The following is a 25355-nucleotide window of genomic DNA, read 5'->3' as shown; positions in this document are numbered from 1 at the left end:
GCCGAGAAACCAGTGCGTGGGGTGTTTCTCGGCGAGCGCGTGGTTTCTCGCGGGTGCGCGGCGGGGGCGCGGGGGGGCGGGGCGGGGGCGCGGGCCGGGGGATGCCGGGGTCAGTCGTGGCCGAGGGCGGTGAGCCAGCGGCGGGAGGCGTCACGCACGGCGGCGGCGTCGCCCGCGGGAAGGAGCGCGACCAGGCGGTGCTCGTTGGCGAGGTGTGCCGTGAACGCGCGGTCGATGAGCTCGACGCCCTCGGGGGTGAGGCGCACGAGGCGCCGGCGGCGATCGTCCTCGGCATCCGCGCGGACGACGAGGCCGCGCTCGATCAGACGGTCGACCCTCTTCGTGAGTCCGCCGGTGGTGACCATCGTGTGGTCGGCCAGTTCACCCGCCGGCAGCTCGTACGGCGCACCGGCGCGGCGAAGCGATGCCAGGAGGTCGAACTCCGCCTCGCTCAGCCCGAACTGCGCGTAGACGGCGGTCAGCTCGGCCGTCAGCGCCGCGGCCAGGCGATGGACGCGCCCGATCACGCCCTGCGGGGAGGGATCGAGATCGGGGCGTTCGCGGCGCCACTGCTCCTGGACGAGGTCGACGTGATCCTGCACACCCTCGACATTACCTTCCGTGGAAGCTATATTCTCTTCCATGGAAGATAAAGGGCGTCGCTGGGTGCTCGTGACGGCGATCGCCCCCATCGCCTGGGGCAGCACGTACTTCGTGACGCGCCACCTACTCCCGCCCGATACGGCCCTGTGGGGGGCGGTCATCCGCTGTCTGCCGGCGGGTCTTCTCGTGCTGCTCGTCACGCGGCGCCTGCCGCGCGGCGCGTGGTGGTGGCGATCGATCGTGCTGGGCACCCTCACCGTCGGCGGCCTCAACGTGCTCGTCTACGTCGCGGCGCAGCGACTCGCCACGAGCCTGGCGGCGACGATCATGTCCACGTCTGCGGCGGCGCTGCTCCTGCTCAGCTGGATGATGCTCCGCCAGCGTCCGACTCTTCGGGCCGCCGGCGGTGCCGTCCTCGGCATCGTCGGCGTGATCGTCATGCTCCAGCCCGGCGGCGGGGATGCCGACGGGTGGGGCATCGCGGCATCCGTCGTGGCGATGCTGTCATCATCGCTCGGCTTCGTGCTGACGAGGCGGTGGGGAGCCGACGTGCCACCCCTGACGATGACGGCATGGCAGCTCATCGCGGGGTCGCTCGTCGTGGCGCCCGTCGCGATCGTCGTCGAGGGAGCACCGCCGGCGCTCGACGGACCGGCGCTGCTCGGTTTCGCGTACATCATCCTCGTGGCGACGGCGGTCGCCTACGCCGCCTGGTTCACCGGGCTCGCCCGCCTGCCCGGCGCCGTGGTCGGCGTGATCGGGCTGCTCAATCCCGTGACCGGTGTGCTCCTGGGCGTCGTCGTCGCGCACGAGCCGTTCGGTCCCGCGCAGTTGCTCGGACTCGTGCTCGTGGTCGTCGGCGTTCTCGCCGGCATCCGCCCCGCCGGCCCCGCCGGCCCCGACGGACCGGCGCCTGCGCCCGCGGCGCGGCCGCTCGTCAGAGGTGAGCGTCGACGGCGCGCGTGAGCGCGTCGAAAAGGGGGTTGTCGGCCAGGTCGTCCAGCAGCACGGCGCGACCGTCGGGTCCGGCCAGCGGGATCTGCCAGTTCGGGTACTCACGGTCGGTCCCGGGCTGGTTCTGCGCTCGGCGCTCCCCGACGGCATCCACGAGCGCGACCCCGATCAGCTGCGCGGGGGATGCCGTGATCAGCACGTTCAGCGCCTCGATGACCTCCGCCTCGCCGGGCTCGTCGCCGATCAGTCCGCGTTCGCGCAACAGCGCCAGCATGCTCGCGCGCTCGGCATCCGCATCGGCGAGCTCCTCCTCGACCGGGCGGGTGAGCAGACCGAGGCGGGCGCGGAGGGCGACGTGCTCGTCGGCGAGGTAGCCGGCGGTCGGCGGAAGATCGTGCGTGTTGACGGTGGCCAGCAGCGAGCGGCGGTACTGCTCCGGCGGCCGGAATCCGTCGCCCTCGCGCTCGAACCACAGCACCGAGGTGGCGAGCACCCCGCGCGCCGACAGGTAGTCGCGCACCCAGGGCTCGACGTTGCCGAGGTCTTCACCGATCAGCACGGCACCCGCGCGGTGGGCTTCGAGCAGCAGCACGCCGATCATCGCCTCGTGGTCGTAGCGCACGTAGGTGCCCGCGGCGGGGCTGAGCCCCTCGGGAATCCACCACAGCCGGAACAGCCCGATGACGTGGTCGATGCGCAGCGCTCCGGCGTGCCGCAGGAGCGTGCGGATCATGTCGCGCAGGGGTGCGTATCCGGCCTCGGCGAGCGCGCGAGGCAGCCACGGCGGCTGGTTCCACGTCTGCCCCTGCTGGTTGTACATGTCGGGCGGAGCGCCCACGGCCATGCCGGTCGCGTACATGTCGCGCAGCGACCACGCGTCCGAGCCCTGAGGATGCACCCCGACCGCGAGGTCGTGCATGATGCCGATCGCCATTCCCGCCGCCCGCGCTGCGGCCTGGGCGTCGGCGACCTGCTGATCGGCGATCCACTGCAGCCAGACGTGGAACGCGACCCGGTCCGCCAGCTTCGTCCGCAGCGCCGCCACCAGGGGCGAGCGGATGTCGTCGAGGTCGGCCGGGCGCTCCCGGCCCGCGTAGTGCTCCTCCAGCGCGCACCACAGGGCGAAGTCCTGCAGCGGCTGGCCCTCACGCGCGGCGAAGGCGTCGAGTTCGGCGCGCCGCGACGGCGAGAGCGGCACCGTGAAGATCGCGTCGAGCGCGAGCCGCTTGGCCGCCCAGACGGCATCGCGGTCGATGCGGTCTGCGTCACCGTCGGTCGACGCGACCGGTGCGCGAGCCGCCTCGACGACAGCGCGCTCGGTCGGGGTGAGCGCGGCGACCTCGCGGATGTGCTCCGGGCGGACGTAGAGCGGCGCGAGGAAGCGGCGGGTCGCCGGGCGGTACGGCGACGGCTCGATGGGGCTCGTGACCTCGGCCGCGTGCACCGGGTTGATGAGCAGGAAGTCGGCGCCGCGACGTCCGGCGATGGCGGCGAGGTCACCCAGATCGGCGAAGTCGCCGATGCCCCACGAGGCACGCGAGCGCACCGAGTACAGCTGCGCCATGAGCCCCCACCCGCGGTCGCGGCCGCGCCGCGCGGGCGGATCGGCCAGGCGATCCGGGGTGATGACGAAGGGGATGGATGCCGTGCGGTCGGCCTCCGCCGCACCGAACGCGCGCTGCTCGGCACGCAGGGTGTGCCAGCCCAGCGGAAGGTCGGCGGGCACGGGCACCTCGACGCGCCAGCGCAGGATGCCATCGACGAGCCGCGCCGCCGGACGCTGCTCCGGAATGGTCAGCTCACGCGTCCCAGCGTGTTCGAACTCGACGGTCAGCGCGACGTCGTGCCCGTCGTCGACGTGCACCCACAGCACGCCGACCCCGGGGCGGGTGACCACCGACGCCGGCAGCAGGTCGCGCCACACGCGCTCCTCCTCCGCGACGAGGGCCGCGCTGATCACGGCATCCGTCGACGCGTCGATGCCCATCGCCGCCAGCACCGCCCGCAGAGTGGATGCCGGGACGTGCACCCGGTCACCGAAGAACGACCAGTACTCCGTCGCGATGCCGAAGGCGCTCGCTAGTCGCGCCAGGTCGGGCGTGGGCGCGTCGTCGGTCATGTCGATCCTCCCTCAACGCCGCGCGGGCGTCTGCGCCCATCCTGGCACCCCGCCCCGGCCCCTGTCGTCCAGACCCGGCGCAGCCGGCCGCCCGAGCCCCGGGCCCCGCCGCCGGAACCCGGCGCGGCCGCGTGCACAACTCCGCCTCAACCCACGACCTCTCGCCCCCAGCCCGCCACCACCCCGGTTCAGGCGGAGTTACGCACGCCGGCACGCGGCACCGCGCACCCGGCGCCGCTCAGCGCTCGAGCTTCTCCAACCGCGCGACGAGGCCGGCCCGTCGCGGCGAGCGCGCCGGCAGCATCTCGAGCGCAAGGCGTAGCACCTCGGCATCGTCGGCGCCGTCGTCGGTGTCGGCGTACGCGAGCAGCACGTCGACGGAGGCCTCCGTGAGCAGGGCCTCGCGCAGGGCGAGGCGCACCGACTCGCGGAACTCCTCCACGCCGGGGGCGACCGAGTCGGGCAGCACGCGCCCGCGGTAGGCCGCGAGCGCGACGCGGTGCGCACCGCGTCCGAGCAGCGCGACCACCTGATGGGCGTCCGTGTGCAGCTCTGCCGTGAGGCGGTAGGGGCGGGATGCCGGCACCAGCTGCGGCGCCACCCGCTCCAGCACCTTACGCAGGCGCACCAGTTCGGGTCGCAGCGTTCCCTCCGCGTCGTCCTCGCCGTAGACGAGCTGTCCGAGCCGCTCGGCGGAGAGTCCTTCGCGGTGCACGGCCAGCATGAGAAGGATCTCGGCGTGCCGAGCCGACAGCTCGGTCACCGTGGCACTGTCGGGTCCGGCGACATCGAGGAGCGCCCGGTCGCGTCCGAGCACGCGCAGCATCGTCGTCGCGGTCGCCGTCGCCGCGGGCCGGCGCGCCCGCCGCGGTGCGGGAGGCTGGGCACGGGCGCGCAGCCGCCCCACGAGCAGCTCGGACTCGACGGCGCGGGCCGTCGCGTCGACGAGCAACTGCGCCTGCGGGGTGGCGGCATCGCTGTCGCCCGTGACGTCGATGACGCCGAGAACCCGGCGCGTCTCCGGATCGTAGACCGGCGCCGCCGTGCACGACCACGGTTGCACGAGGCGGTTGAAGTGCTCCGCCCCATGGATCTGCACCGAGCGCCCGAGGGCCAGGGCGGTGCCGGGCGCCGAGGTGCCCACCGCCTCCTCCGACCAGTTCGCGCCGGCGACGAAGCCCATGTCTCCGGTGAGGCTTCGCACCCGCCGGTCGCCTTCCACCCACAACAGCCGGCCGACGGCATCCCCCACGGCGACCACGACTCCCGAGTCGCTCTCGCCGCCCGGCAGCAGCAGGGCGCGGATCATGTCCATGGCTGCCGAGAGCGGATGCGCCTGCCGATACGCCTCGAGCTCTTCGTCGCCGAGATCGAGCGGCGGGAGACCCTCGGCACCCACGAGGTGCGCGAGCGAGCGGCGCCAAGAGTCCTGCACGAGCGGGCGGATCTGACCCAGGCGCGGATCTCCGATGTTGCCGCCGACCAGCTCTTCGTGCGCGCGCTCGATCAGCAGACGCGACGTCTCTGGCGAGACCTCGCGGCGCGATGACCACGGCGAGGGCACGGCAACTCCGTTCGACGGTGAGGAGGTGCCGTCAGTCTAGATCGCGAGCCGCCAAGATTGCCCCGAGCCGCCAAGATTCGACGCGCGGGAGCATGTCGGCTCGGCACGAACCTGGCGGATCGGCAGGGGGAGAGAGGGGTCAGCGGGCGGACCACCAGGCGCGCAGGCGCTGCTCGGCGGCATCCGCGCCGATCGGGCCCTCGTCCAGGCGCACCTCGAGCAGGAAGCGATACGCCTCACCGACCTCGCGCCCCGGCGGGATGCCGAGGATCTCCTGGATCCGGTTGCCGTCGATCTCGGGGCGGATGGCGGCGAGCTCCTCCTGCGACGCGAGCTCGTCGATGCGCCACTCGATGTCGTCGTACGCGCGTCGCAGGCGCGTCGCCTTCTTCGCGTTTCGGGTGGTCACGTCGGCGCGGGTAAGGATATGCAGCCGTTCGAGCTGGTCGCCGGCATCGCGCACATAGCGCCGCACCGCCGAATCGGTCCACGCACCCTCGGCGTAGCCGAAGAAGCGCAGGTGCTGCTCGATGAGCTGCGTGACCGCGGCGATGGTGTCGCCGTCGAAGCGCAGCGCCTGCAGGCGCTTGCGGGCCAGGCGAGCGCCCTTGACGTCGTGGTGGTGGAAGCTCACCCCGCCGCCGGGCTCCAGGCGACGGGTCGCGGGCTTGCCGATGTCGTGCAGCAGGGCGGCCAGGCGCAGCGTGGTGTCGGGGGCGGCGCCGGGATGGCGCGCGTGCTCGAGCTCGATGGCCTGACGCAGCACGGTGAGGGAGTGCTCGTAGACGTCTTTGTGATGGTGGTGCTCGTCCACCTCGAGGCGCAGCGCGGGTACCTCGGGCAGGATCTCGCCCATCAGTCCCGTCTCGACGAGGATGCGGATGCCGCGCACGGGATCGTCGGTGGCGAGAAGCTTCACGAGTTCGGCCTGCACACGCTCGGGGCTCACGATCGCGATCGTCGAGCGCAGGCGCTCCATCGCCTCGAGAGTGGCCGGCGCGACCTCGAACTCGAGCTGGCTCGCGAACCGGGCGGCGCGCAGCATGCGGAGGGGATCGTCGCCGAAGCTGACGTCGGGGTCGCCCGGAGTGCGCAGCACGCCGGCGAGGAGATCCTCGACGCCGCCGGTCGGGTCGACCAGGGCGGGAACAGGCAGACGCAGCGCCATGGCGCCGACGGTGAAGTCGCGCCGGGCGAGATCGTCCTCGAGGCGGTCACCGAACGCGACGGTGGGCTTGCGGGTGAGCCCGTCGTAGCTGTCGGCACGGTAGGTGGTGATCTCGACCTGCTCGGAGGTGCCGGACGGGCCGGGAATCTTCGCACCGATGGTGCCGAACGCCCGTCCGATGTCCCACGTCGCGGTCGCGAGGGGCTTGACGATCCGCAGGATGTCGTCGGGGCGGGCGTTGGTCGTGAGATCGAGGTCGTGGGTCGGACGTCCCAGCAGCGCGTCGCGCACCGGACCACCGACGATCGCCAGTTCGAACCCGGACTGGGCGAAGGCGGCACCGAGGGTCGCCATGATCGGCGAGGTCGCGAGCGACCCGAGCCGGTCGAGGCCTTCGGCCATGTTGAGCATGGTTTCCAGCCTACCGGCGCACCCTCGTCACCCCCGGGTTCACGCCAGGCGCAGCATCCCGATGAAGACGAGTTCGCGCACCCGCGGCAGCAGGTCGGCACGAAGCGCCGCAGCATCCACCTCGAGCAGTTGCGCGATCGCGTCGGAGAGCTGACCGACCGTGAGCTCGCCGTCCGCGGCGCCGACGAGAGCGGCGAGGGCGGGGTCGACCTCGACGGTGCGCGCGAGACCGCCGCCCTGTCGCAGCTCGATGACGCTCGGGGCTTCGGCGCCGGGCAGATGATGACGCGCCTCGGTGACGTCCTCGGCCACGATCGGGCGTGCGGCGGCGAGCGCCGCGTCATCGAGCTGCTCGAGCGCGTCGAAGGCGGCGAGCGCCGCTCCCAGGTGCACGCCGAGGGCGCGATCATCGGGCAACGGGTGCGTGACGCGCTCGTATCGGGCCAGCGCCGCGATGGCGGATGCCGGGCGCCGGAGCACCAGGTAGCCGAAACCGACCGCGTCGACCTCCCGTGCGGCGAAGTCGGCGAGCCACGCATCGACCAGCGCCGCGTAGCCCGGCGTCCCCGGTGCCGTGCCGCCGTCGCGAACCCACAGCTCGGCGTACGCCAGAGGGTCGAGACGTTCCCGCTCGATCACCCAGGCCTCCAGCGGCACCGGCGAGGCGGCGACCCATTCGCGGACGCGCTGCAGACCGTCCTTCCCCGCGCGGTACTCCCAGTTGCCCAGCAGCTGCGCGGTGCCGCCCGGCGCGAGCACCGCGCCGACCCCCGACACGAAGGCTGCGACGAGGTCGTCGCCGGCGTACCCGGCGTCGCGGTACTCGTATTCCGGCACGCCCGCGACGCGCGGGGTGATGACGAACGGCGGATTCGAGACGACACGGTCGAACTGCTCACCTGCGACCGGTTCGAAGAGGCTGCCGCGACGGGTGTCGATGCCCTCCACCTCGTTGAGCAGCGCATTGATGCGGGTGAACTCCAGGGCGCGCGGCGAGACGTCCGTGGCGACGATCGTCGGCGGGGCGGGCTGAGTGCGCAGGGCGAGGTGGGCGCGCAGGGCCTGGATGCCGCAGCCCGTGCCGACGTCGAGAACCCGCCCGGCGGGCGTGGTCAGCTGCAGACCGGCGAGTGTGAGGGAGGCACCCCCCACGCCGAGGACGTGGCCCGTGGGCAGCGGCCCCCCGAGCGCGGCCTCGTCGAGGTCGCTGGCGATCCACCATTCGGCGTCGTCGGGAGCGCCCGCGACGTCCTGGGGACGCACGAGAACCGTCGGCGCGACGGCATCCCCGTCGATCCGCGCGAAGCCGAGGTCGACCAGCCCCTGTGCTCCGAGCATCGGCAGGGCGCGCGCGACGGCAGCACGGTCGGTCGCCACCCCGAGGTACAGCAGGCGCACGAGGGCGGCGAGCGCGTCACTGCGCGGTGCCAGGGCCGCCAGAGCCGGTCCGTGCAGCCCGTGGCCGACAGCGGTGTCGGCGACCGGGCCCCACAGCGATCTGACGGCGTCGGCGCGGTAGCCGGCGGCGGCGAGGTCGCGGCGCAAGGCGCTGATGAGCGCGGGGTCGGGGTTCAAGGTGGGCTCCACAGCATCCCATCCTCACGCACGCCGGTGCGGGACGCCGCACTCGGCGAGGCGACGGATCGCGGCGATCACGGCCGGTCACGGGCTGCCCACAGCACGAGGACCCTAGAATCACAGCTGATCGTGCGGTCAGGCATCGCACAGGAGCCGATTCACGCTATGACTGTGTCTTTCCCCGCCGCCGCGCGCCGACCTCCCGACGGAGTGCGCGGCCGTCGTCGTCGCACGATCATCGGCGCGGCGCGGCGAGGGCTGCGAGCCGCCGTGTTGCTCGCAGCGTCGACCGGGATGGCGCTCGCGATCGTCGCCGCCCCCGCGCCGGCTCCCGCGGATGCCGCGACCGGTGCCCCGGAGCCCTCCGCAACTCCGAGCGCCACCGACGCCGCGGATGCCGCAAATCTGTCGGTCGTCGTCGCCCCGGCCGGCAACGGCGTGGTCAGCACGACGGTCGTCTCCGTCGCGGTCGCCGTCTCCAACACCGGCGACGCCCCAGCGGCGAGCGGAACGATGACCATCGCGCTGAGCCGATCGCCGCTGGCCACCAGCGCCGAGGTGACGAGCTGGCTCGACGCCCAGACGGTCGCCGACACGACCGTCGCCTCCGTACCGGTCACCGCCGTCGTCGCGCGCGGGACCGCGACGGCGACAGCGGCGGTCGATCTCGGCGCGCTGGGCACGCTCGCCCCCGGGGTCTACCCGCTGAGCGCCGCATACTCCTCCCCGACCACCGGCACACAGCCGCTCGTCGCGCACAGCGTGCTGACCGTGCCCGATGCCGCGTCCGCCGCGAGCGGTGTCGGCGTCGTCGTGCCGATCACCGCTCCGCCGACCACCACCGGCCTGCTCAGCGCGGACGACCTGAAAGCGCTCACCGCCGACGACGGAGCCCTGCGCACGCAACTGAACGCCGTGACCGGTACGCCGGCGATCCTCGCCGTCGACCCTGCGATCCCCGCGGCCATCCGCGTCCTGGGCTCGTCCGCACCGGCATCGGCGCGGCAATGGCTCGCCGACCTGCTGGCTCTGCCCAACTCCCGCTTCGCTCTGCAGTTCGGTGATGCCGACCTCGCCACGCAGATCGCCGCCGGTCTTCCCACGCCTCTGCGTGTCTCCAGCCTCGATCCCTTCATGTCGGCGCGGAACTTCACCTCCACCGCCGTGGCCGCCAGCGCAAGCCCCACAGCGACCCCCGCGCCCGACGGGCGCACGCTGCCCACCCTCGACCAACTGCTAGACATCGGCACGGCGCGCGCCAACGTCTTCTGGCCCGCGAAAAGGGTCGGCCACCGCGGGTGTCGTCGAGGCACTGCAGAGCGCGCCGGGCGCTCCCGGCTCGACCGAGCCCGCTGCGATCACGCTCGTGGGCACGAGTGTCTTCAGCGGTGCGTTCGGGGCACGAGCGGATGCCGCGGGCGCCGGCATCCTCGCCTACGACGACGGTGCTTCCCGCGCGCTGCGCACCGCCTCGCTCGCCTCCGACCCTGTACACCAGGGTGCCGGTCTCGCGGCCGCCTCCGCCTACGCGAGCGTCGCCACACGGGGTGCCGCCTCCTCCGCGCCGCTGCTCGTCGTCGTGGACCGCGCGACCGGACGGTCGGCGACGGGCCTGCGGGCCGCGATCGCCGCGGCATCCTCCCTGGCCGGGCGCACAGCCTGGGATCTGGATGCGCTGCTGGCGGCTTCGGCGACGGCGGTCTCCGTCACCGGAGGCGACGCGGCGGATCCGACACGCGTCGATGCCCTCCACGATCTGCTCGACCAGGAGAACCGCGTCGCCGCGTTCGCCACCGTGCTCGCCGATCCGACGCTTCTGACCGCGCCCGACCGGGCGGAGCTCCTGCAGCTCCTGGGCAACGTGTGGCGTGCGGCACCCGATCAGTTCGCCAGCGCACTGTCTGACCACCGCGATGCGACGAGCACGACCCTGGGGTCCGTGGCGATCGTGCCCCCCAGCGACATCACGCTGCTGGCCTCGTCGGCGCCGCTCACCTTCTCGGTGCGCAACGACCTGCCGTGGCCGGTCACACTGACCCTGACCGCCGCCCCCAACGACCCGCGCCTGATCGTGCAGAAGACCGCTGACGTGTCCGTGGGCGCCGCCCAGAGCACCCGCGTGCAGGTTCCCGTGCAGGCGCGCGTGGGCAGCGGCGAGTCGACTCTCGACCTGCAGCTGCGCAGCTCGGCCGGTGTGGAGATCGGCGCCCGGGTGCGCGTCGCGGTGTCGGTGCGCGCCGAGTGGGAATCGGTCGGCATCACCGTCATGTCGGTGCTCATCGGCGCGATGCTCGTGCTCGGCGTCGTCCGCACTGTGCGGAAGATGCGCCGCCGGCGCACCGCCACCGCCGCGGCGGCGCAGACCCCCAGAACAGAGGACGTCGATGGCTAATCTCGGTCGCGCGAGCGCCATCATCGGAGCGGGAACGCTGTTCTCCCGGGTCACCGGACTGGTGCGCTCTCTCGTGCTCGTCGCCGTGATCGGCTCGTACGGCAGTAAGGCCGCCGACGCTTTCAGCATCGCGGCGCAGCTGCCGACGAACGTGTACGAGCTCCTCGCCGCCGGTGTGATCACCGGCATCCTCGTCCCGCAGATCGTGAAGGCCGCCGCGCACAGCGACGGCGGCTCGCGGTACGTGTCGAAGCTGCTGACCCTCGGCAGTGTCGTGCTGGTCGCGGCAACGGCGCTCATGATGGCGCTGGCGCCCGCGCTGATCTGGCTCTATACGGAGGGATGGAACGGCACCCAGAAGGGTCTCGCCGTCGCCTTCGCCTACTGGCTGCTTCCGCAGCTGCTGTTCTACGGCCTGTTCGCCCTCCTCGGCGAAGTTCTCAACGCGCGAAAGGTCTTCGGCCCCTACAGCTGGGCTCCGACCGTGAACAACCTGGTCTCGATCGCCGGATTCGGGGTGTTCCTCCTGGTCTTCGGAGGTCCCTTCACCGCCGTCGCGGACTGGGATGCCGGAATGATCGCGCTTCTCGGCGGAACCGCCACGCTGGGCATCGCGATGCAGACGTTCGTGCTCCTGCTGTTCTGGAAGCGCACGCGGCTGCACATCCGACCCGACTTCGGATGGCGTGGCATCGGCCTCCGACACGTCGGCACGCTCGCATGGTGGACGTTCCTCGCCGTGGTCGTCGGCCAGCTCGCGGGAATCGTGCAATCCCGCGTCGTCACACAGGCGTCCGGCGAGGCGAGCGTCACCGTCATGGTCTACGCGTGGCTCATCTTCATGCTCCCGCACTCGATCGTCGCGATGTCGATCTCGACCACGTACTTCACGCGGCTCGCCGAGGAGGTCGCCGCAGGGCGGCTCGATCGCGTCGCTCCCAACCTCGACGAGTCCATCCGCGCCATCGCGCTGTTCGGGTTCGGATTCACGGCCGCGATCGGCGCGGCATCCGTCCCACTCTCCCGCGTGTTCACGACCGACTCCGACGGTGCGGTCCCGATGGCGTGGGTGCTGTGTGGATACCTCATCGCGCTGGTGCCGTTCGGTGTGCTGCTGATCATCCGGCGGGCGTTCTTCGCCTTCCAGGACACCCGCACGCCGTTCGTCTTCTCCTTCGTGCAGGCCGCCCTCGCCGCCCTCGGCGCCGCAGTCGCGGCGGTCGCGGTCGCAGCGGGACTGCTGCCGTTGGCCTTCCTCGCCGCCACCGTCGCCTTCACGCAGTCGCTCTCGACATACGTGCAGCTGCCGGTCGCGCTGCGCCTGCTGCGCCGACACACCGACACGACCGCTCTGCGCACGACGTGGAGGGCGCTCGGCCGCTTCGCCGTCGCCGCCGTCCCCGCGTTCGGCGCGGGATGGGCCGTGTTCCTGCTGGTGGGTGGACCTGCGGGCTGGACCGTGTCCGACCGCCTGCTCGGGGCGATCGGCGGCGGCCTCGTGGGCGCGGCGTCGCTGGTCGTCTACATCGCCGCTCTGGCGCTGCTGCGCACCCCTGAGCTCGCGATCGCGGGCCGACTCGTGCGACGCCTCACCGGCCGCTGACCGGCGGCGCGGAATGCCGCGCGGTTAGCATGGGTTGCACGCACTGGAGCCCGACAGGGGCTCGTGCGGAAAGGGAAGAGCACGTGCGACAGGTCATCATCATCGGTTCCGGCCCGGCCGGATTCACCGCCGCCATCTACGCGGCGCGGGCGAACCTCTCCCCCCTGCTGATCGCGAGCTCGGTCGAGGCCGGCGGCGAGCTGATGAACACCACCGAGGTGGAGAACTTTCCCGGATTCCCCGAGGGCATCATGGGTCCTGACCTCATGGCGAAGATGCAGGAGCAGGCGGAGAAGTTCGGCACCGAGGTCGTCTACGACGATGTCGTGAAGCTCGAGCTGACCGGCGACGTCAAGAAGATCGTGCTCGGCAGCGGCGCCGAGCACGAGGCCGAGAGCGTCATCTTCGCGACGGGTTCCGCCCCGCGAAAGATCGGTATCGAGGGCGAGTCGCGACTGTCCGGTCACGGAGTGTCGTACTGCGCGACCTGCGACGGCTTCTTCTTCCGCGAGCAGGCCATCGCCGTCGTCGGCGGCGGCGACTCCGCGATGGAGGAAGCGACCTTCCTCACCAAGTTCGCCTCGAAGGTGTACGTCATCCACCGTCGCTCGGAGCTGCGAGCCTCCAAGATCATGCAGGAGCGAGCCTTCGCGAACGAGAAGATCGAGTTCGTGTGGAACAGCGAGGTCGTCGACGTCCTCGGTGGCGATGCGGTCTCGGGACTGCTGCTGCGCGACACGGTCGACGGCACTGAGCGCGAACTGGCGGTGACCGGTGTCTTCGTCGCGATCGGCAACGACCCGCGCACCCATCTCGTGCACGACTCCCTGCGACTGACCGAGCACGGCACCATCTGGGTCGACGGTCGCTCCTCCCGCACGTCCGTGCCCGGAGTGTTCGCCGCCGGCGACGTCGTCGACCCGATCTATCGCCAGGCGGTCACCGCCGCCGGCAGCGGCACCGCCGCGGCCCTCGACGTCGAGCACTACCTCGCCGCCCGCGGCGATGCCGGAGCTCCCGAGACGGATGCCGCCGAAATCGACGGCCTCGAGCAGGTCGCCTGACCGACGCCCCGCGGGCCGGGTCGGGAACATCCCGGCATCCTCACGTGTTGGACACACCGGAGCCGAAAGAACCGCGGCTCACAACGAAGGAGACAGACATGACCGCCAAGGCCACGAGCGAGAGCACCTGGCAGCAGGACGTCATCGACGCTGAGGGACCCGTGCTGGTCGACTTCTGGGCCGCCTGGTGCGGTCCGTGCCGCATGGTCGGACCGATCCTCGACGAGATCCAGTCGGAGAACGGTGAGAAGATCACGGTCCTCAAGCTCAACGTCGACGAGAACCCCAACCTCGCCATGGAGTACCAGATCACCTCGATCCCCGCGATGAAGGTGTTCAACAAGGGCCAGGTCGAGAAGACGATCATCGGCGCCAAGCCGAAGTTCGCCCTCGAGCAGGACCTCGCCGCCTACCTCGGCTGAGCGATCCTCATCCCGCGTCCGCCCAGGGCGGCACGCCACCTCTGAACCGCACCGTCGTTCAGGATGCCTCGGCTCGCACCGACGCATCCCAGCGGCGGTGCGGTTCGCTTCCCAGCAGGCGCCAGACCGCGCGCGTCAGCGGCGGGTACTGCAACGCGATCTGTCGCAGCACCCGGTAGTTGCGCGACGCCGTCGGCTTGTTGCCGCCGTCGGAGGCGATGTTCTCCGCCCGCAGGGTGAGCACGACGAGCTCGTCGACCGAGGGCAGGTCTTCCATGAAGTCCCACGGGTCTTCCCCCTCGCGGATGCGCTCCTCAACGAGCACCGACAACTCGTCCGCCGCCTCCGCGCGCAGCAACTCCAGGCTGGCGCGGCGCGGGAGGGAGGGGTCGTCGGTCACCCCTCCAGCCTACGCGCCGCTTCCGACGCCGTAGCCGTCCTCACCCAGTTCGCCGAGAATGCGGTTGAGATCCTGCACGGTGGCGAAATCGATGTTGATCTGGCCTTTTCGTGCGGTCAGCGTGATCTTCACCTTGGTGTTGAGACGGTCGCCGAGGCGCTCGGCGACGTCGTCGAGATGCGCGCGACGTGCCCCCGCCTTGGGTGCGACCCGTCGTGAGCCGGCATCCGCGACACCCTTTGCGGCGGCCTCCGCGGCCCGCACGGAGAGATCCTCGTTGATGATCTTGTCGGCCAGGCGCTGCATGGCGTCGGTGTCGTCCAGCGACAGGATCGCGCGGGCGTGACCCGCGCTAATGACGCCCGCCGCAACCCGCTGCTGCACCGGCACGGGCAGTTTGAGGAGTCGGATCGTGTTGCTGATCTGCGGCCGCGACCGACCGATGCGCGTCGCGAGCTGCTCCTGCGTGATGCCGAAGTCCTCGAGCAGCTGAAGATACGCCGAGGCCTCTTCGAGCGGGTTCAGCTGCGAGCGATGCAGGTTCTCGAGGAGCGCGTCACGCAGCAGGTCCTCGTCGGCGGTCTCCCGCACGATCGCGGGAATGGACGTCAGACCGGCTTCCCGGGAGGCGCGCGTGCGGCGCTCCCCCATGATCAGCTCATACTTGCCCTCGTCGTTGAGGCGGACGACGACCGGCTGCAGCACCCCGAACTCACGGACGCTGTGGACCAGCTCGGCAAGATCATCGGGATCGAAGTTCGTGCGCGGCTGCCGCGGGTTGGGAACGATGTCGTTCGGGTCGATCGTGATCAGTCGGGCTCCCGGCACCGCGACCAGTTCCGTGTCTCCACCGCCCAGTGCCGCGGCATCCGTGACGTCCGCGCCGACATCGGCACGATCCGCGGACTCGACGGTCGCCGCGGCCACGGCAGACGAAGCCCCGGGGAAGAAGACGTCGACGGGACGGGCCTCCGCGCTGTCTCCGGTCGGGATCAGTGCGCCGATTCCGCGGCCGAGACCGGTACGTTTCGCCATCAGGAGTTCTCCTCGTTCGCGGGGGTGCGCTGAGCGCGTTGGACCAATTCGACCGCCGCTTCGCGATACGACACAGCGCCCGCCGACTGGCCGTCGTACGCAATGACGGTCTGCCCGAAGCTCGGTGCCTCCGAGACGCGCACCGAGCGTGGGATCACCGTTCGCAGCACCTCCTGCGGAAAATGCTGGCGCACCTCGTCGGCCACCTGCTGAGCAAGACGCGTGCGGCCGTCGTACATCGTGAGAAGGATCGTCGACAGATGCAGACGCGGGTTCAGGTGCTTCTGGATCATGCGGACGCTGCCCAGGAGCTGGCTCAGACCCTCGAGCGCGTAGTACTCGCACTGGATGGGGATCAGCAGTTCGCTCGCCGCCGTGAAGGCGTTGATCGTGAGAAGCCCCAGAGACGGGGGACAGTCGATGAGGACGATGTCCACACGTTCGGACGTCGTCGAGAGGAAGTCATCGAGCGCCGTACGGAGGCGGTGTTCACGCGCCACCTGCGACACGAGTTCGATCTCTGCGCCGGCGAGATGAATGGTGCTGGGTGCGCAGAGGAGATTGGGGGACTCCGGGCTCACCTGGATGATGTCAGCGAGGGGGAACTCGTCGATGAGCACGTCGTAGACGCTGGGGACATCCGCGGAATGCGGCACACCCAGTGCGGTGGATGCGTTTCCCTGGGGATCGAGATCGATCACCAGCACACGCGCGCCGAGCGACGCCAGAGCGGCCGCGAGGTTCACGGTGGTCGTGGTCTTTCCCACGCCGCCCTTCTGGTTCGACACGGTGAAGACGCGGGTGTCGCCCGTGAACGTCACATCGACGGCATCCAGCGCCTTGCGGCGGGACGTCAGGTCGGCCAGCTCCCGAGCGATCGGGCTGTCATCGATGGAGAAGGGTGCGGGTGCGGTCGCATTCTCCGATTCCGGCACCATCAACTCCTGTCTTCGCGGGACTTCTCTACTGTAGTCGAGGCGTCCGACGTGAACCGACGTCGAACCCGTTCCTCGCCGCCGTTTCACGTGAAACCATGAGACGCGTCTCGAGATCCAATTGCTCCGTTTCGACTCGCTCCGCTCGCTCAACGACCGGTAGTTACGGCTGCCGCACCACGCGGACCGCGAACGACGGCTGCCGCACCACGCGGACCGCGAACGACGTCCGCCGCGCGGCGTCGTAGCGCTCCTACCAGCGTTCCACGTGAAACCACGCGCGGCCTTCCGACAGCTGAGCGCTCGACTTCGACTCGCCATGCCCACTCAACGACCGATCATTGTGACACCCGGTCGTTGAGTGAGGTGCGTAGCGCTGAGTCGAAACGCCACAGGTGACGTTTCACGTGAAACGGTGAGCGCCATCCAGACAGCGAACGCACCACCCAGATCATCACCGGGAATGTTTCACGTGAAACAAGCAGGCTTTGCGCGCGCGCAACGACCGACGATTGCGGCGCTGGTCGTTGACGACGAGCGCGCCACCCAGTCGGTACGTCACGGCCGACATCCGCGTGGAGCGACCCGCGGGGTCGAGGGAATTGAACACCGCGTATCGACTCGCCGCACACACTCAACGGCCCATCCTTGCGAGGACCGCGTCACCTCTGGTTGTCAATCTCCCCAGCGTGGAGGCGGAGAGACAACGAGGGTGTTTCACGTGAAACGGCCACAAGCCCGCACGTAGACCACGGTGGATGCTCCGCGACGGACTCGAGGAATCAGGCAGCGCGTGTCGCGCGGATAACACGCGTCGGCTCGTCGATGACACCTTCGCCGACGGTCTCGACACGCACATCCGTGAGCTTGTAGCGACGGATCGCCTTCTCCGCAGCAGTGATCTCATTCTCCGCGTTGGCGCCCTTGAGCAGCACCAGTTCCCCACCCGGGCGCAGCAGGGGAGCGGTCACCGGGATCAGCGTGCGCAAGGCGCTCACGGCACGCGCGGTGACGGCATCCAGAACCGGACCTCCAGTCCACTCTTCGCCGCGTGCGCGTACCACCTCGACGTTGTCGAGACCGAGGTCAGCCGTCTGCTCCTCGAGCCACGCGACGCGGCGCTCCATCGGCTCGATGAGGACCCACTGCACATCCGGCCGGGCGATGGCGAGCACGAGCCCCGGAAGGCCGGCGCCGGATCCGACGTCCGCCACGCGGCCGCCAGTGGGGAAGAGCGGGGCCGCGATGGCGGAGTTGAGGATATGCCGGTTCCACAACCGAGGAGGTTCGAGTGGGCCGATCAGGCCGCGCTCCTCCCCGTGCGCGCCAAGAGCGGCGGTGAACCGGCGCGCAAGCGGCAGGCGGTCTCCGAAGACGACGAGCGCCGAGGCCGGCTCCGACTCCATCGCAACTGTTTCACGTGAAACATCGTCCATGGGCGTCAGGCGCGACGAATCACCGTGTGACGATCGGCGCCATCGCCGTACGACTCCGAGATCAAGCCGCGGTCGGCGACGATGTCGTGCACGAGCTTGCGTTCATAGCTCGTCATCGCGGGAAGCGACGCCTGCGACGCGCCCTCATCCAGTCGGGCGATCGCACGATCGACGAGCTTCTCCAGCTGACGCTGACGCGCGTCGCGGGATCCACCGACGTCGAGGATCAGACGCGAGAACCGGCCGGTCTTCGTCTGCACGGCGATGCGCACGAGCTCCTGCAGTGCCTGTACCGTGTCGGGCTCGGAAAGCAGCCGAAGGCTCTCGGCATCGTCGTTCTCGACCGACACGTAGGCGCGGCCTCCGCGCACGTCGAGAGCAAGGTCGCCATCGATATCGGCGATGTCGAGGAGCACCTCGAGGTAGTCGGCCGCGATGTCACCTTCCTGCTCGAGCTGCTCGGTGGTCGCAACGGGACGCTCGGTCGCGTCGCTCTCGGAAATCGTGCTCATGAGGGTCCTCGGAGAATCGTCGATCCGGTCAGGAATCGGTGGTGGGCTTGTTCTTCGGCGCCTGCGACTGCTTCTTCGCGCGCTGCTTGCTCACCGGCTGCTGACGCTTGGGAGCTGCGGCCTTCGCCTTCTGCGCCTCTTCGTAGAGACGCTGCTGCTCGGCCTGGTACTTCTCCAACGGCACGATCTTCCCCTGAGCATCGATCGCCTTGCCCTTGCGCGCGAGCCGCTCTTCGCGCGCCTTGGCCGCCTCGGAGCCGGGCGTCGGCAGGTTTCGGATCACGAGGAACTGCTGAACCATGGTCCAGATGTTCGACGTGAACCAGTACAGGACCACGCCCAGGGGGAAGAAGATGCCGGAGAAGATGAAGGCCAACGGCAGGATGTAGAGCATGATGCGCTGCATCTGGTAGGCCTGACCGGTCTTGGCCTCGGGGGAGAGGTTCTTCGAGATGATCTGTAGCTGAGTGATGAACTGCGAGGCGATCATCAGCACCACGAGCACGATCAGGATAGCGACGGTGGCTTCCCAGCCGTCCGGCTTCTGATTGATGGCCTCGACGAGGCTGGTGTGCAGGGGGGCGACGCCGAACAGCTTCGCCTCGTAGAACTGCCAGGTGAGGTCCTTGCTCAGCAGGCCCACACCGCCCACACCCCACTCGGCGTGCTTCTTCACATCGCTGAGCGTGTAGAACATGCCGAGCAGGATCGGCATCTGCACCAGCAGCGGCAGACAGCTCGAGACCGGCGTCGTGCCGTGCTTCTTGTACAGAGCCATCGTCTCGCGGCTCATCGCCTCGCGGGAGAGCTGATCCTTCTTACCCCGGTACTTCTCCTGAACTTTTCGCAGTTCAGGGGCGATTTCCATCATCTTGCGCTGACTCTTGATCTGACGCACGAAGAGAGGGATGAGGGCGCTGCGGACGACGATCACGAGGCCCATGATCGAGAGCACCCACGTGAGTCCGGCGTCGGCCTGGAGACCGAGCGAGGTGAAGATCCAGTGCCAGAACACCAGGATCGCCTCGACGATCCACTTGAACGGCCACATGATGGTGCTGAAGAAGTCGAGGCTCGACGACGGCGCCGGCGTGGTCGGCGTCGGCACGACGGGGGTCGGTGTCGCCGCCGCGGCGGCGTACAGAAGATCCAGCACGGATCAGTCCTTTCTCGGCGACGCGTCGGGCGACGCCTCACCTGTGGATGGCACGACGAAACCGAACCGGGTCAGCTCGTGTCGAAAGTTCTCGTGCAAGGGCACATCATCGATTCCACCACGCGCCCAGGGGTGACAGCGCGCAAGGCGGGCAGCGGTGAGCGCTGATCCCTTGACGAGGCCATGCTGCTGAACCGCTCCGACCGCGTAGGCAGAGCACGACGGATAGTACTTGCAGACGTCGCCGTACAGATGCGAGATCGTCGCGCGATAGCCGTGGAGCACGAGAAGCCCGGCGTTGCGCGGCAGGAGAGGGATGGACGAGAGCACGCCGGATGCCGTGAGGTGGCCCGTGCCGAGAGAGTAGGAGGGGAGTGTGGTCGTACTCACGCGGCGGCCCGTCGCGTCAGACATCTCGTGACCTCGTCGCGCAGCTGCGCGAAGTCGGCGGAGGCAGCGCTCGGCAGCGCGCGGATGACGATGTCCGCTCCCGGGCGGACATCGTCGATGGCCTGCGCGCAGACGGCCTTCAGGCGTCGACGAACGGTGTTGCGAACGACCGCACCGCCCACCTGCTTGCTGACGATGAAGCCGAAACGCGGTGGCCGTTGCTCCGTCGAGGTCGTGACGTACGTCACGGTGTGCGGCGCGGCACAGCGGACACCCCTGCGGACGACGGTCTTGTACTCCGCCCCGCGGGTGATGCGGTTCCCGCGCGCCAGCACTTTCGTCGGATCAGGCGGACAGCTCGGTGCGACCCTTGGCGCGGCGCGCCGACAGGATCGAACGGCCGGCACGCGTGCGCATGCGGGCACGGAAGCCGTGCTTCTTGGCGCGGCGGCGGTTGTTGGGCTGGAACGTGCGCTTGCTCATGAGGATCACTCCGGATCGGCGGTCACCCGAACGCTCTAGACCGGGGACACGGGGTACAGGGACTGTCCAGGAGCGTCCGAAGGCGCCCCAGGGCATAAGTCAACCGACTAAGGCTACGTCGAGAACCACAAGAACTCAAACCGAAGCACCCGGACGGGTCATTATCCACCGACTGTGGATAGCGTGTGGTGAAGACACGCGGGGCGGATCTACAGTGGATTTTGCTCTTCGCGGGGTCGCTGACTACCGTGACTGCGGTAGTTATCCACAGGTTCGATCATCGTCGATGTCGCCCTGCCCCGCACCGATCCCACCCCCGGAGGGGACATGTCACAGCACGAAATTCCAGATGTCCCCGTCTGGACCGCCGTGCTGGAAGAGCTCTCCGGAGACGAGCGCGTCACTCCGCAGTTGCAGGGCTTCATCAATCTCGCCGTCGCCCAGGGCGTCATGAGCGGCACGTTGTACCTCGATGTGCCCAACGACCTCACCGCGGCTCAGCTCAACAAGCGTCTGCGGGCACCCATCATGGAGGCTCTGGCCCGCGTCGACGCCGAGCCGGCGGCATCGTCGTTCCGTGTGGTGGTGAACCCCGAGCTCGCCGACGCGCATCTGACGGTTCCGGTTCCCGTGCAATCCGCATCCGCGCCGGTCCCGATCGCCCGGCCGGCCGCCGAAGACTACGCGGAGACGGCGGCGTCACCCTCCCGCAATGACACACGCCTGAATCCGAAGTACAGCTTCGACAACTTCGTGATCGGTCAGTCCAACCGCTTCGCACACGCGGCGGCCGTCGCCGTCGCCGAAGCGCCCGCGAAGGCCTACAACCCCCTCTTCATCTACGGTGACTCGGGGCTGGGCAAGACCCACCTCCTGCACGCGATCGGCGACTACGCGCTCAGTCTCTACACCGGCATCCGCGTGCGATACGTCTCCAGCGAAGAGTTCACCAACGACTTCATCAACTCCATCGCCAACAACCGCGGCTCCGCGTTCCAGGCTCGCTACCGCGATGTCGACATCCTGCTGATCGACGACATCCAATTCCTTCAGGGAAAAGCAGAGACGCAGGAGGCGTTCTTCCACACCTTCAACACGCTCCACGATCACGACAAGCAGGTCGTCATCACCAGCGATGTGCCACCGCGCCACCTCACCGGCTTCGAAGACCGCATGCGCAGCCGCTTCGAGTGGGGCCTCATCACCGACGTCCAGGCCCCGGACCTCGAGACCCGCATCGCGATCCTGCGCAAGAAAGCGCAGTCCGAGCGCCTCCTCGTTCCCGACGACGTCCTCGAGTACATCGCCACCAAGGTGTCGAGCAACATCCGCGAACTGGAGGGCGCACTGATCCGTGTGTCCGCCTTCGCGAGCTTGAACCGCTCGACGCTGGACATCTCGCTCGCCCAGACGGTCTTGCGCGACATCGTCGACACCGACGACGCGAACGTCATCTCACCGACCGACATCATCACGGCCACCGCCCAGTACTTCCGACTGTCGGTGGACGACCTGTACGGGTCGAGTCGGTCCCAGTCCATCGCGACCGCACGTCAGATCGCCATGTACCTGTGCCGGGAGCGCACGAGCCTTTCCCTCCCGAAGATCGGCCAGCTGTTCGGCAACCGAGATCACACCACGGTGATGTACGCGTACAAGAAGATCAGCGAGCTGATGAAGGAACGGCGCTCCATCTACAACCAGGTCTCCGAGATCACGACGCAGCTCGGCCGCGTCGGACGTTGAGCAGCCGCCCCGTCGGGGCCTCAAAAACCCTCGGTGTCGTCACCGGGGGTCTTTTCGCGCAGATCGTGCTTGACAGCCTCACACAGGCGGCGCCAATATACGCGTTCTGCACAGTGTGGACAGGCTGTGGATAACTCGGCATCCCCGTGGAGTCTTGTGAGTCGATGACGGTGGGCTGTGGATGACGATCGGACGACGGGGCCGACATCGTCGACCTCGCCCACCGACTCTCCGCAGGGTGCCCACAAGTTACACGCGTGTGGTTTCCCTGTCGCGACAGGGATCGGTCGAGTTCTCCACAGTTTCCACAGCCGTTAACACCATGACAGAGAACTTCATCAAGGAATCCGATTCGATCACCTCACGGTGTCGAGGGCTGAGGGACGGCGAAAGGATGCCGGGTCAATCCGTTCGGATCGTGGCACTAGCATGGGAGGGCCCTACTCGACGTCAAGGGAGCGCCAGTGAAGTTCCACGTGAATCGCGATGTGTTCAGCGAGGCCGTGTCGTTCGTCGTCAAGCTCCTGCCGCAGCGCAACCCGCAGCCGATCCTGGCGGGTGTGCTGATCGAGGCATCCGAGGACGGCTTGTCGCTCGCGGCCTTCGACTACGAGGCGTCGGCACGCACGACGATCGAGGCGACGGTCGACGATCCGGGCACCATCCTCGTCCACGGACGGCTGCTGTCCGAGATCGCGAGCCGACTGCCCAACGCGCCCATCCAGATCGAGGTCGGCGAGGACGACGGCATCCTGCTCACCTGCGGGTCCGCACGCTTCACCCTCGCGTCGATGCCGGTGCAGGAATACCCCGCGATCCCCGAGGTCTCGGGCGAGTCGGGACTCGTGCCCGCGGAGGACTTCGCCACCGCGATCGCCCAGGTGGCCTTCGCTGCCTCCCGTGACGACGTCACCCCCGTGCTCACCGGTGTCCAGCTGGAGGTGGCGGGCACCGAGCTCAGCCTCGTCGCGACAGATCGCTACCGTGTGGCCCTGCGCGACGTGAAGTTCGATGGCGGGGGTGTCGCCAGCGACGAGTCGACGACCGCACTCGTGCCCGCGCGTACGCTCACCGAGGTCGGAAAGACCTTCGCGCACTCCGGCGACATCCAGATCTCGTTCTCCGGATCCGGCGATCGCGAGATCATCGCCTTCACCGCGGGCAACAAGACGGTGACCTCGCTGCTGATCAAGGGAAACTTCCCTCCGGTGCGTCGCCTCTTCCCCGAGCAGACCGATCACTACGCCGTCGTCAACACGGCGGAGCTGGCCGAAGCGGTCCGTCGCGTCGCCCTCGTTCTCGACCGCTCCGCGCCGCTGCGATTCACGTTCACCGCGGACGGCGTCTCGATGGATGCCTCGGGCACCGAGCAGGCCCGGGCGACCGAGTCGGTCGATGCGACCCTCACCGGCGAGGACGTGACGCTGGGACTGAACCCGCAGTACCTCCTCGAGGCCCTCGGCGCCGTCAAGAGCGAGTTCGCGCGGATCACCTTCACCTCCAGCGACAACGCCAACAAGCTCAGCCCCGTGCTGATCACGCCGCAGACGTCGGGGACGCCCGAGAGCTTCAAGTACCTGTTGCAGCCCAACCTGCTGCTGCGCTGACGTCTTCTGCGCTCTCCCGGCGCACCGTCGGGAGTCGGCACCGCCGAATAGGCTGGGTCGGTGATCGTGGAGCAGCTCAGCCTCGTCGACTTCCGCAACTATGCGGCCGCCGACGTCACGCTGGATGCCGGCGCCAACGTCTTCGTCGGCCGCAACGGCCAGGGCAAGACGAACCTCGCCGAAGCCATCGGCTTCTTCGCCACCCTCGGGTCGCATCGCGTGTCGCAGGACGCTCCGATGGTGCGCGACGGCGCTGATGCCGCCATCGTGCGCATGCGTCTCGCGTACGGTGATCGGCGCGTGATGCTCGAGGCACAGGTGAACCGGACGGGCAGCAACAAGGCGCGGGTCAACGGCTCACCGGTGAAGACGTCGGAGCTTCCGCGCTACGCCCAGGTCGTCCTGTTCGCGCCGGAAGATCTGCAGATCGTCCGGTCCGATCCCTCCGCGCGCCGCCGCTTCGCCGACCAGCTCCTCATCCAGCGCGCGCCGCGGATGGCGGGAGTGCTCTCCGACTACGACCGTGTCCTCAAGCAGCGCACTGCTCTGCTGAAGTCGGCGCGTGCGCGTGGCGTGCGTGGGGACGCACTGTCGACCTTGGACGTCTGGGACGACAAGCTCGTCCAGCTCGGCACCGACGTGATCCGCGCGCGACTCGCCCTCGTCGACGATCTCGCCGGGCCGGTCGCGCGGGCCTACACCGCGATCGCCGGCGCCGACCATCGGCCCGAGATGGAGTGGATGCTCTCCATCGGCGGCCTCGACCCCGACGATGACGACATCGCGGCCGTCGACGGCTCGCCGGCGACTGTGAGGGGGCTGGGTGCCGGGGACATCCAGCGCATCTTCCGCGAGCAGCTCGTCGCGGTGCGCGCGTCGGAGCTGGAACGAGGGCTGACGTTGGTCGGTCCACATCGCGATGATCTCCTGCTGCGGGTGCGCGGCCTGCCGGTGAAGGGCTACGCATCGCACGGTGAATCCTGGTCGGTCGCCCTCGCCCTGCGTCTCGCGTCGGCAGAGCTTCTGCGTGCGCAGTCGCAGCTGGGCGATCCGGTGCTCATCCTCGACGATGTCTTCGCCGAGCTCGACGCCGATCGCCGTTCGCGTCTGGCGGCACTCGTCGAGGGCTACGAGCAGGTGGTCGTCACGGCCGCCGTCGAGGAGGATGTGCCTGCCGCACTGCGCGCGCGGACGGTGCGCGTGGTCGCGGGAACGATCGTGGCCGCCGACGCGGACGAGGATGCGAAGGTCGACGATGAGTGACGAGATCCCGGAGACGATCGGCACGTATCTGCGCCTGCGCGGCCTGGAGCCGTCTGCGCGCACGGCACGCCGGCGCAAGAAGCGCTCTGTCGACGACGATGACAAACAGCCGTTCGCTCCCGGCCGCGATCCCAAGGGGGTCGCCGACGTGCTCTCGGACCTCACACGCCAGTCGGGCTGGGACGCGCAGCTGGCGCGTGAGGACCTCGTCCTGCAGTGGACGGATGTCGCCGGTGAGGAGACGGCCCGCCACGCGCACCCCGTCGCCCTCGCCGACGGACTTCTGACCGTGCAGTGCGACTCGACGGCGTGGGCGAAGAACCTGCAGCTGATGCGCGCGGAGATCGTGACGCAGCTGATGCGGCGCTTCCCGGATGCCGGGGTGCAGAATGTCCGATTCGTGGGACCGGACGTCCCCTCATGGAAATGGGGCCCCAGAGCCGTTCCAGGGCGGGGTCCTCGCGATACCTACGGCTGAAGAGGGTCCGAGGGCATCTAGAACGATTTCAGGGCG

25 protein-coding genes are annotated in these 25355 nt (G+C 69.4%); 9 read left to right on the top strand and 16 right to left on the bottom strand.

Annotated elements, in window-relative coordinates; all coding sequences use genetic code 11:
• Positions 1 to 110: 110 nt before the first annotated feature.
• Positions 111 to 602 carry a MarR family winged helix-turn-helix transcriptional regulator gene (locus I5I_RS11260; RefSeq protein ID WP_036319522.1) on the bottom strand — a complete coding sequence of 164 codons (492 nt, stop codon included), beginning with the start codon at positions 600 to 602 and terminating at the stop codon, positions 111 to 113.
• 40 nt (positions 603 to 642) lie between these two features.
• Between I5I_RS11260 and I5I_RS11255 the strand changes: the two genes are divergently transcribed.
• Positions 643 to 1569: a DMT family transporter gene (locus I5I_RS11255; RefSeq protein ID WP_239640098.1), complete on the top strand. Its 927-nt coding sequence runs from the start codon at positions 643 to 645 to the stop codon at positions 1567 to 1569.
• Here I5I_RS11255 and malQ read toward each other — a convergent pair.
• The 6 genes from malQ to I5I_RS17610 form a co-directional block, all read right to left on the bottom strand.
• The gene (gene malQ / locus I5I_RS11250; RefSeq protein WP_036319521.1) at positions 1541 to 3676 is read right to left on the bottom strand and encodes a 4-alpha-glucanotransferase; all 2136 of its coding nucleotides are present in this window, start codon (positions 3674 to 3676) and stop codon (positions 1541 to 1543) included. The two genes, I5I_RS11255 and malQ, sit on opposite strands and share 29 nt — an antisense overlap.
• A 238-nt stretch (positions 3677 to 3914) precedes the next feature.
• The gene (locus tag I5I_RS11245; protein WP_036319520.1) at positions 3915 to 5240 is read right to left on the bottom strand and encodes a GAF domain-containing protein; all 1326 of its coding nucleotides are present in this window, start codon (positions 5238 to 5240) and stop codon (positions 3915 to 3917) included.
• 139 nt (positions 5241 to 5379) lie between these two features.
• Positions 5380 to 6819, bottom strand: a complete 1440-nt coding sequence (locus I5I_RS11240; protein ID WP_036319519.1) for a CCA tRNA nucleotidyltransferase — start codon at positions 6817 to 6819, stop codon at positions 5380 to 5382.
• Positions 6820 to 6858: 39 nt separating this feature from the next.
• Entirely contained in the window at positions 6859 to 8406 is a 1548-nt protein-coding gene (locus tag I5I_RS11235; protein ID WP_036319518.1) for a DUF7059 domain-containing protein, read from the bottom strand.
• Positions 8407 to 8555: 149 nt separating this feature from the next.
• A complete protein-coding gene (locus I5I_RS17615) occupies positions 8556 to 9080 on the bottom strand; it encodes a hypothetical protein (protein WP_239640097.1) in 525 nt (174 codons plus the stop codon).
• A 15-nt stretch (positions 9081 to 9095) separates the two neighbouring features.
• The gene (locus I5I_RS17610; protein WP_239640096.1) at positions 9096 to 9275 is read right to left on the bottom strand and encodes a hypothetical protein; all 180 of its coding nucleotides are present in this window, start codon (positions 9273 to 9275) and stop codon (positions 9096 to 9098) included.
• Positions 9276 to 9763: 488 nt separating this feature from the next.
• On the opposite strand from I5I_RS17610, the gene I5I_RS17605 reads away from it, so the two are divergent.
• From I5I_RS17605 to trxA, 4 genes are all read left to right on the top strand, one after another.
• The gene (locus I5I_RS17605; RefSeq protein ID WP_239640095.1) at positions 9764 to 10789 is read left to right on the top strand and encodes a DUF6049 family protein; all 1026 of its coding nucleotides are present in this window, start codon (positions 9764 to 9766) and stop codon (positions 10787 to 10789) included.
• Positions 10782 to 12392: a murein biosynthesis integral membrane protein MurJ gene (gene murJ, locus I5I_RS11225; RefSeq protein ID WP_036319517.1), complete on the top strand. Its 1611-nt coding sequence runs from the start codon at positions 10782 to 10784 to the stop codon at positions 12390 to 12392. The genes I5I_RS17605 and murJ overlap by 8 nt, the downstream gene beginning before the upstream one ends.
• 83 nt (positions 12393 to 12475) lie before the next feature.
• On the top strand, positions 12476 to 13456 hold the full coding sequence (gene trxB, locus I5I_RS11220; RefSeq protein ID WP_036319516.1) for a thioredoxin-disulfide reductase: 981 nt from the start codon (positions 12476 to 12478) through the stop codon (positions 13454 to 13456).
• Positions 13457 to 13554: 98 nt separating this feature from the next.
• A complete protein-coding gene (gene trxA / locus I5I_RS11215; protein ID WP_005054661.1) occupies positions 13555 to 13878 on the top strand; it encodes a thioredoxin in 324 nt (107 codons plus the stop codon).
• Between the two features lie 58 nt (positions 13879 to 13936).
• On the opposite strand, the gene I5I_RS11210 is transcribed toward trxA, so the two are convergent.
• From I5I_RS11210 to rpmH, 9 genes are all read right to left on the bottom strand, one after another.
• On the bottom strand, positions 13937 to 14278 hold the full coding sequence (locus I5I_RS11210) for a hypothetical protein (RefSeq protein ID WP_036319515.1): 342 nt from the start codon (positions 14276 to 14278) through the stop codon (positions 13937 to 13939).
• A 9-nt stretch (positions 14279 to 14287) separates the two neighbouring features.
• Positions 14288 to 15313 (bottom strand): ParB/RepB/Spo0J family partition protein, encoded by a 1026-nt coding sequence (locus I5I_RS11205; protein WP_036319514.1) that lies wholly within the window; start codon positions 15311 to 15313, stop codon positions 14288 to 14290.
• A complete protein-coding gene (locus tag I5I_RS11200; RefSeq protein WP_036319591.1) occupies positions 15313 to 16248 on the bottom strand; it encodes a ParA family protein in 936 nt (311 codons plus the stop codon). The genes I5I_RS11205 and I5I_RS11200 overlap by 1 nt, the downstream gene beginning before the upstream one ends.
• Positions 16249 to 17030: 782 nt before the next feature.
• Entirely contained in the window at positions 17031 to 17684 is a 654-nt protein-coding gene (rsmG, locus tag I5I_RS11195) for a 16S rRNA (guanine(527)-N(7))-methyltransferase RsmG (RefSeq protein WP_036319513.1), read from the bottom strand.
• A 5-nt stretch (positions 17685 to 17689) separates the two neighbouring features.
• On the bottom strand, positions 17690 to 18196 hold the full coding sequence (locus I5I_RS11190; RefSeq protein ID WP_036319512.1) for a Jag family protein: 507 nt from the start codon (positions 18194 to 18196) through the stop codon (positions 17690 to 17692).
• A gap of 28 nt (positions 18197 to 18224) precedes the next feature.
• The gene (gene yidC / locus I5I_RS11185) at positions 18225 to 19352 is read right to left on the bottom strand and encodes a membrane protein insertase YidC (RefSeq protein WP_082013772.1); all 1128 of its coding nucleotides are present in this window, start codon (positions 19350 to 19352) and stop codon (positions 18225 to 18227) included.
• 3 nt (positions 19353 to 19355) lie between these two features.
• Positions 19356 to 19766, bottom strand: a complete 411-nt coding sequence (gene yidD / locus I5I_RS11180) for a membrane protein insertion efficiency factor YidD (protein ID WP_036319589.1) — start codon at positions 19764 to 19766, stop codon at positions 19356 to 19358.
• Positions 19739 to 20077, bottom strand: coding sequence for a ribonuclease P protein component (gene rnpA, locus I5I_RS11175; protein WP_036319511.1), 339 nt, complete (start codon positions 20075 to 20077; stop codon positions 19739 to 19741). Before rnpA ends, yidD begins: the two co-directional genes overlap by 28 nt.
• A gap of 10 nt (positions 20078 to 20087) precedes the next feature.
• Positions 20088 to 20225 carry a 50S ribosomal protein L34 gene (gene rpmH / locus I5I_RS11170; RefSeq protein WP_005054680.1) on the bottom strand — a complete coding sequence of 46 codons (138 nt, stop codon included), beginning with the start codon at positions 20223 to 20225 and terminating at the stop codon, positions 20088 to 20090.
• 327 nt (positions 20226 to 20552) lie between these two features.
• Here rpmH and dnaA point away from each other — a divergent pair, with 327 nt between their 5' ends.
• From dnaA to I5I_RS11150, 4 genes are all read left to right on the top strand, one after another.
• Positions 20553 to 21971, top strand: a complete 1419-nt coding sequence (dnaA, locus tag I5I_RS11165; RefSeq protein ID WP_036319510.1) for a chromosomal replication initiator protein DnaA — start codon at positions 20553 to 20555, stop codon at positions 21969 to 21971.
• Positions 21972 to 22435: 464 nt separating this feature from the next.
• Positions 22436 to 23578, top strand: coding sequence for a DNA polymerase III subunit beta (dnaN, locus tag I5I_RS11160; RefSeq protein ID WP_036319509.1), 1143 nt, complete (start codon positions 22436 to 22438; stop codon positions 23576 to 23578).
• A 60-nt stretch (positions 23579 to 23638) separates the two neighbouring features.
• The gene (gene recF, locus I5I_RS11155) at positions 23639 to 24841 is read left to right on the top strand and encodes a DNA replication/repair protein RecF (protein ID WP_036319508.1); all 1203 of its coding nucleotides are present in this window, start codon (positions 23639 to 23641) and stop codon (positions 24839 to 24841) included.
• Positions 24834 to 25319 carry a DUF721 domain-containing protein gene (locus tag I5I_RS11150; RefSeq protein ID WP_036319506.1) on the top strand — a complete coding sequence of 162 codons (486 nt, stop codon included), beginning with the start codon at positions 24834 to 24836 and terminating at the stop codon, positions 25317 to 25319. Before recF ends, I5I_RS11150 begins: the two co-directional genes overlap by 8 nt.
• Positions 25320 to 25355 lie beyond the last annotated feature (36 nt).

The organism is Microbacterium sp. B24, from assembly GCF_000333415.1.
Classification (GTDB): Bacteria; Actinomycetota; Actinomycetes; order Actinomycetales; family Microbacteriaceae; genus Microbacterium.
The sequence above is the reverse complement of the archived record's forward strand: the minus strand, read 5'-3'. Positions and strand labels throughout refer to the sequence as shown.

Coding starts and splice junctions, on each gene's coding strand:
- I5I_RS11190 (WP_036319512.1), bottom strand. CDS start 18,196: ATGAGCACGATTTCCGAGAGCGACGCGACCGAGCGTCCCGTTGCGACC.
- trxA (WP_005054661.1), top strand. CDS start 13,555: ATGACCGCCAAGGCCACGAGCGAGAGCACCTGGCAGCAGGACGTCATC.
- I5I_RS11240 (WP_036319519.1), bottom strand. CDS start 6,819: ATGCTCAACATGGCCGAAGGCCTCGACCGGCTCGGGTCGCTCGCGACC.
- yidD (WP_036319589.1), bottom strand. CDS start 19,766: ATGTCTGACGCGACGGGCCGCCGCGTGAGTACGACCACACTCCCCTCC.
- I5I_RS11150 (WP_036319506.1), top strand. CDS start 24,834: ATGAGTGACGAGATCCCGGAGACGATCGGCACGTATCTGCGCCTGCGC.
- malQ (WP_036319521.1), bottom strand. CDS start 3,676: ATGACCGACGACGCGCCCACGCCCGACCTGGCGCGACTAGCGAGCGCC.
- I5I_RS11255 (WP_239640098.1), top strand. CDS start 643: ATGGAAGATAAAGGGCGTCGCTGGGTGCTCGTGACGGCGATCGCCCCC.
- rsmG (WP_036319513.1), bottom strand. CDS start 17,684: ATGGACGATGTTTCACGTGAAACAGTTGCGATGGAGTCGGAGCCGGCC.
- I5I_RS11205 (WP_036319514.1), bottom strand. CDS start 15,313: ATGGCGAAACGTACCGGTCTCGGCCGCGGAATCGGCGCACTGATCCCG.
- dnaA (WP_036319510.1), top strand. CDS start 20,553: ATGTCACAGCACGAAATTCCAGATGTCCCCGTCTGGACCGCCGTGCTG.
- rpmH (WP_005054680.1), bottom strand. CDS start 20,225: ATGAGCAAGCGCACGTTCCAGCCCAACAACCGCCGCCGCGCCAAGAAG.
- murJ (WP_036319517.1), top strand. CDS start 10,782: ATGGCTAATCTCGGTCGCGCGAGCGCCATCATCGGAGCGGGAACGCTG.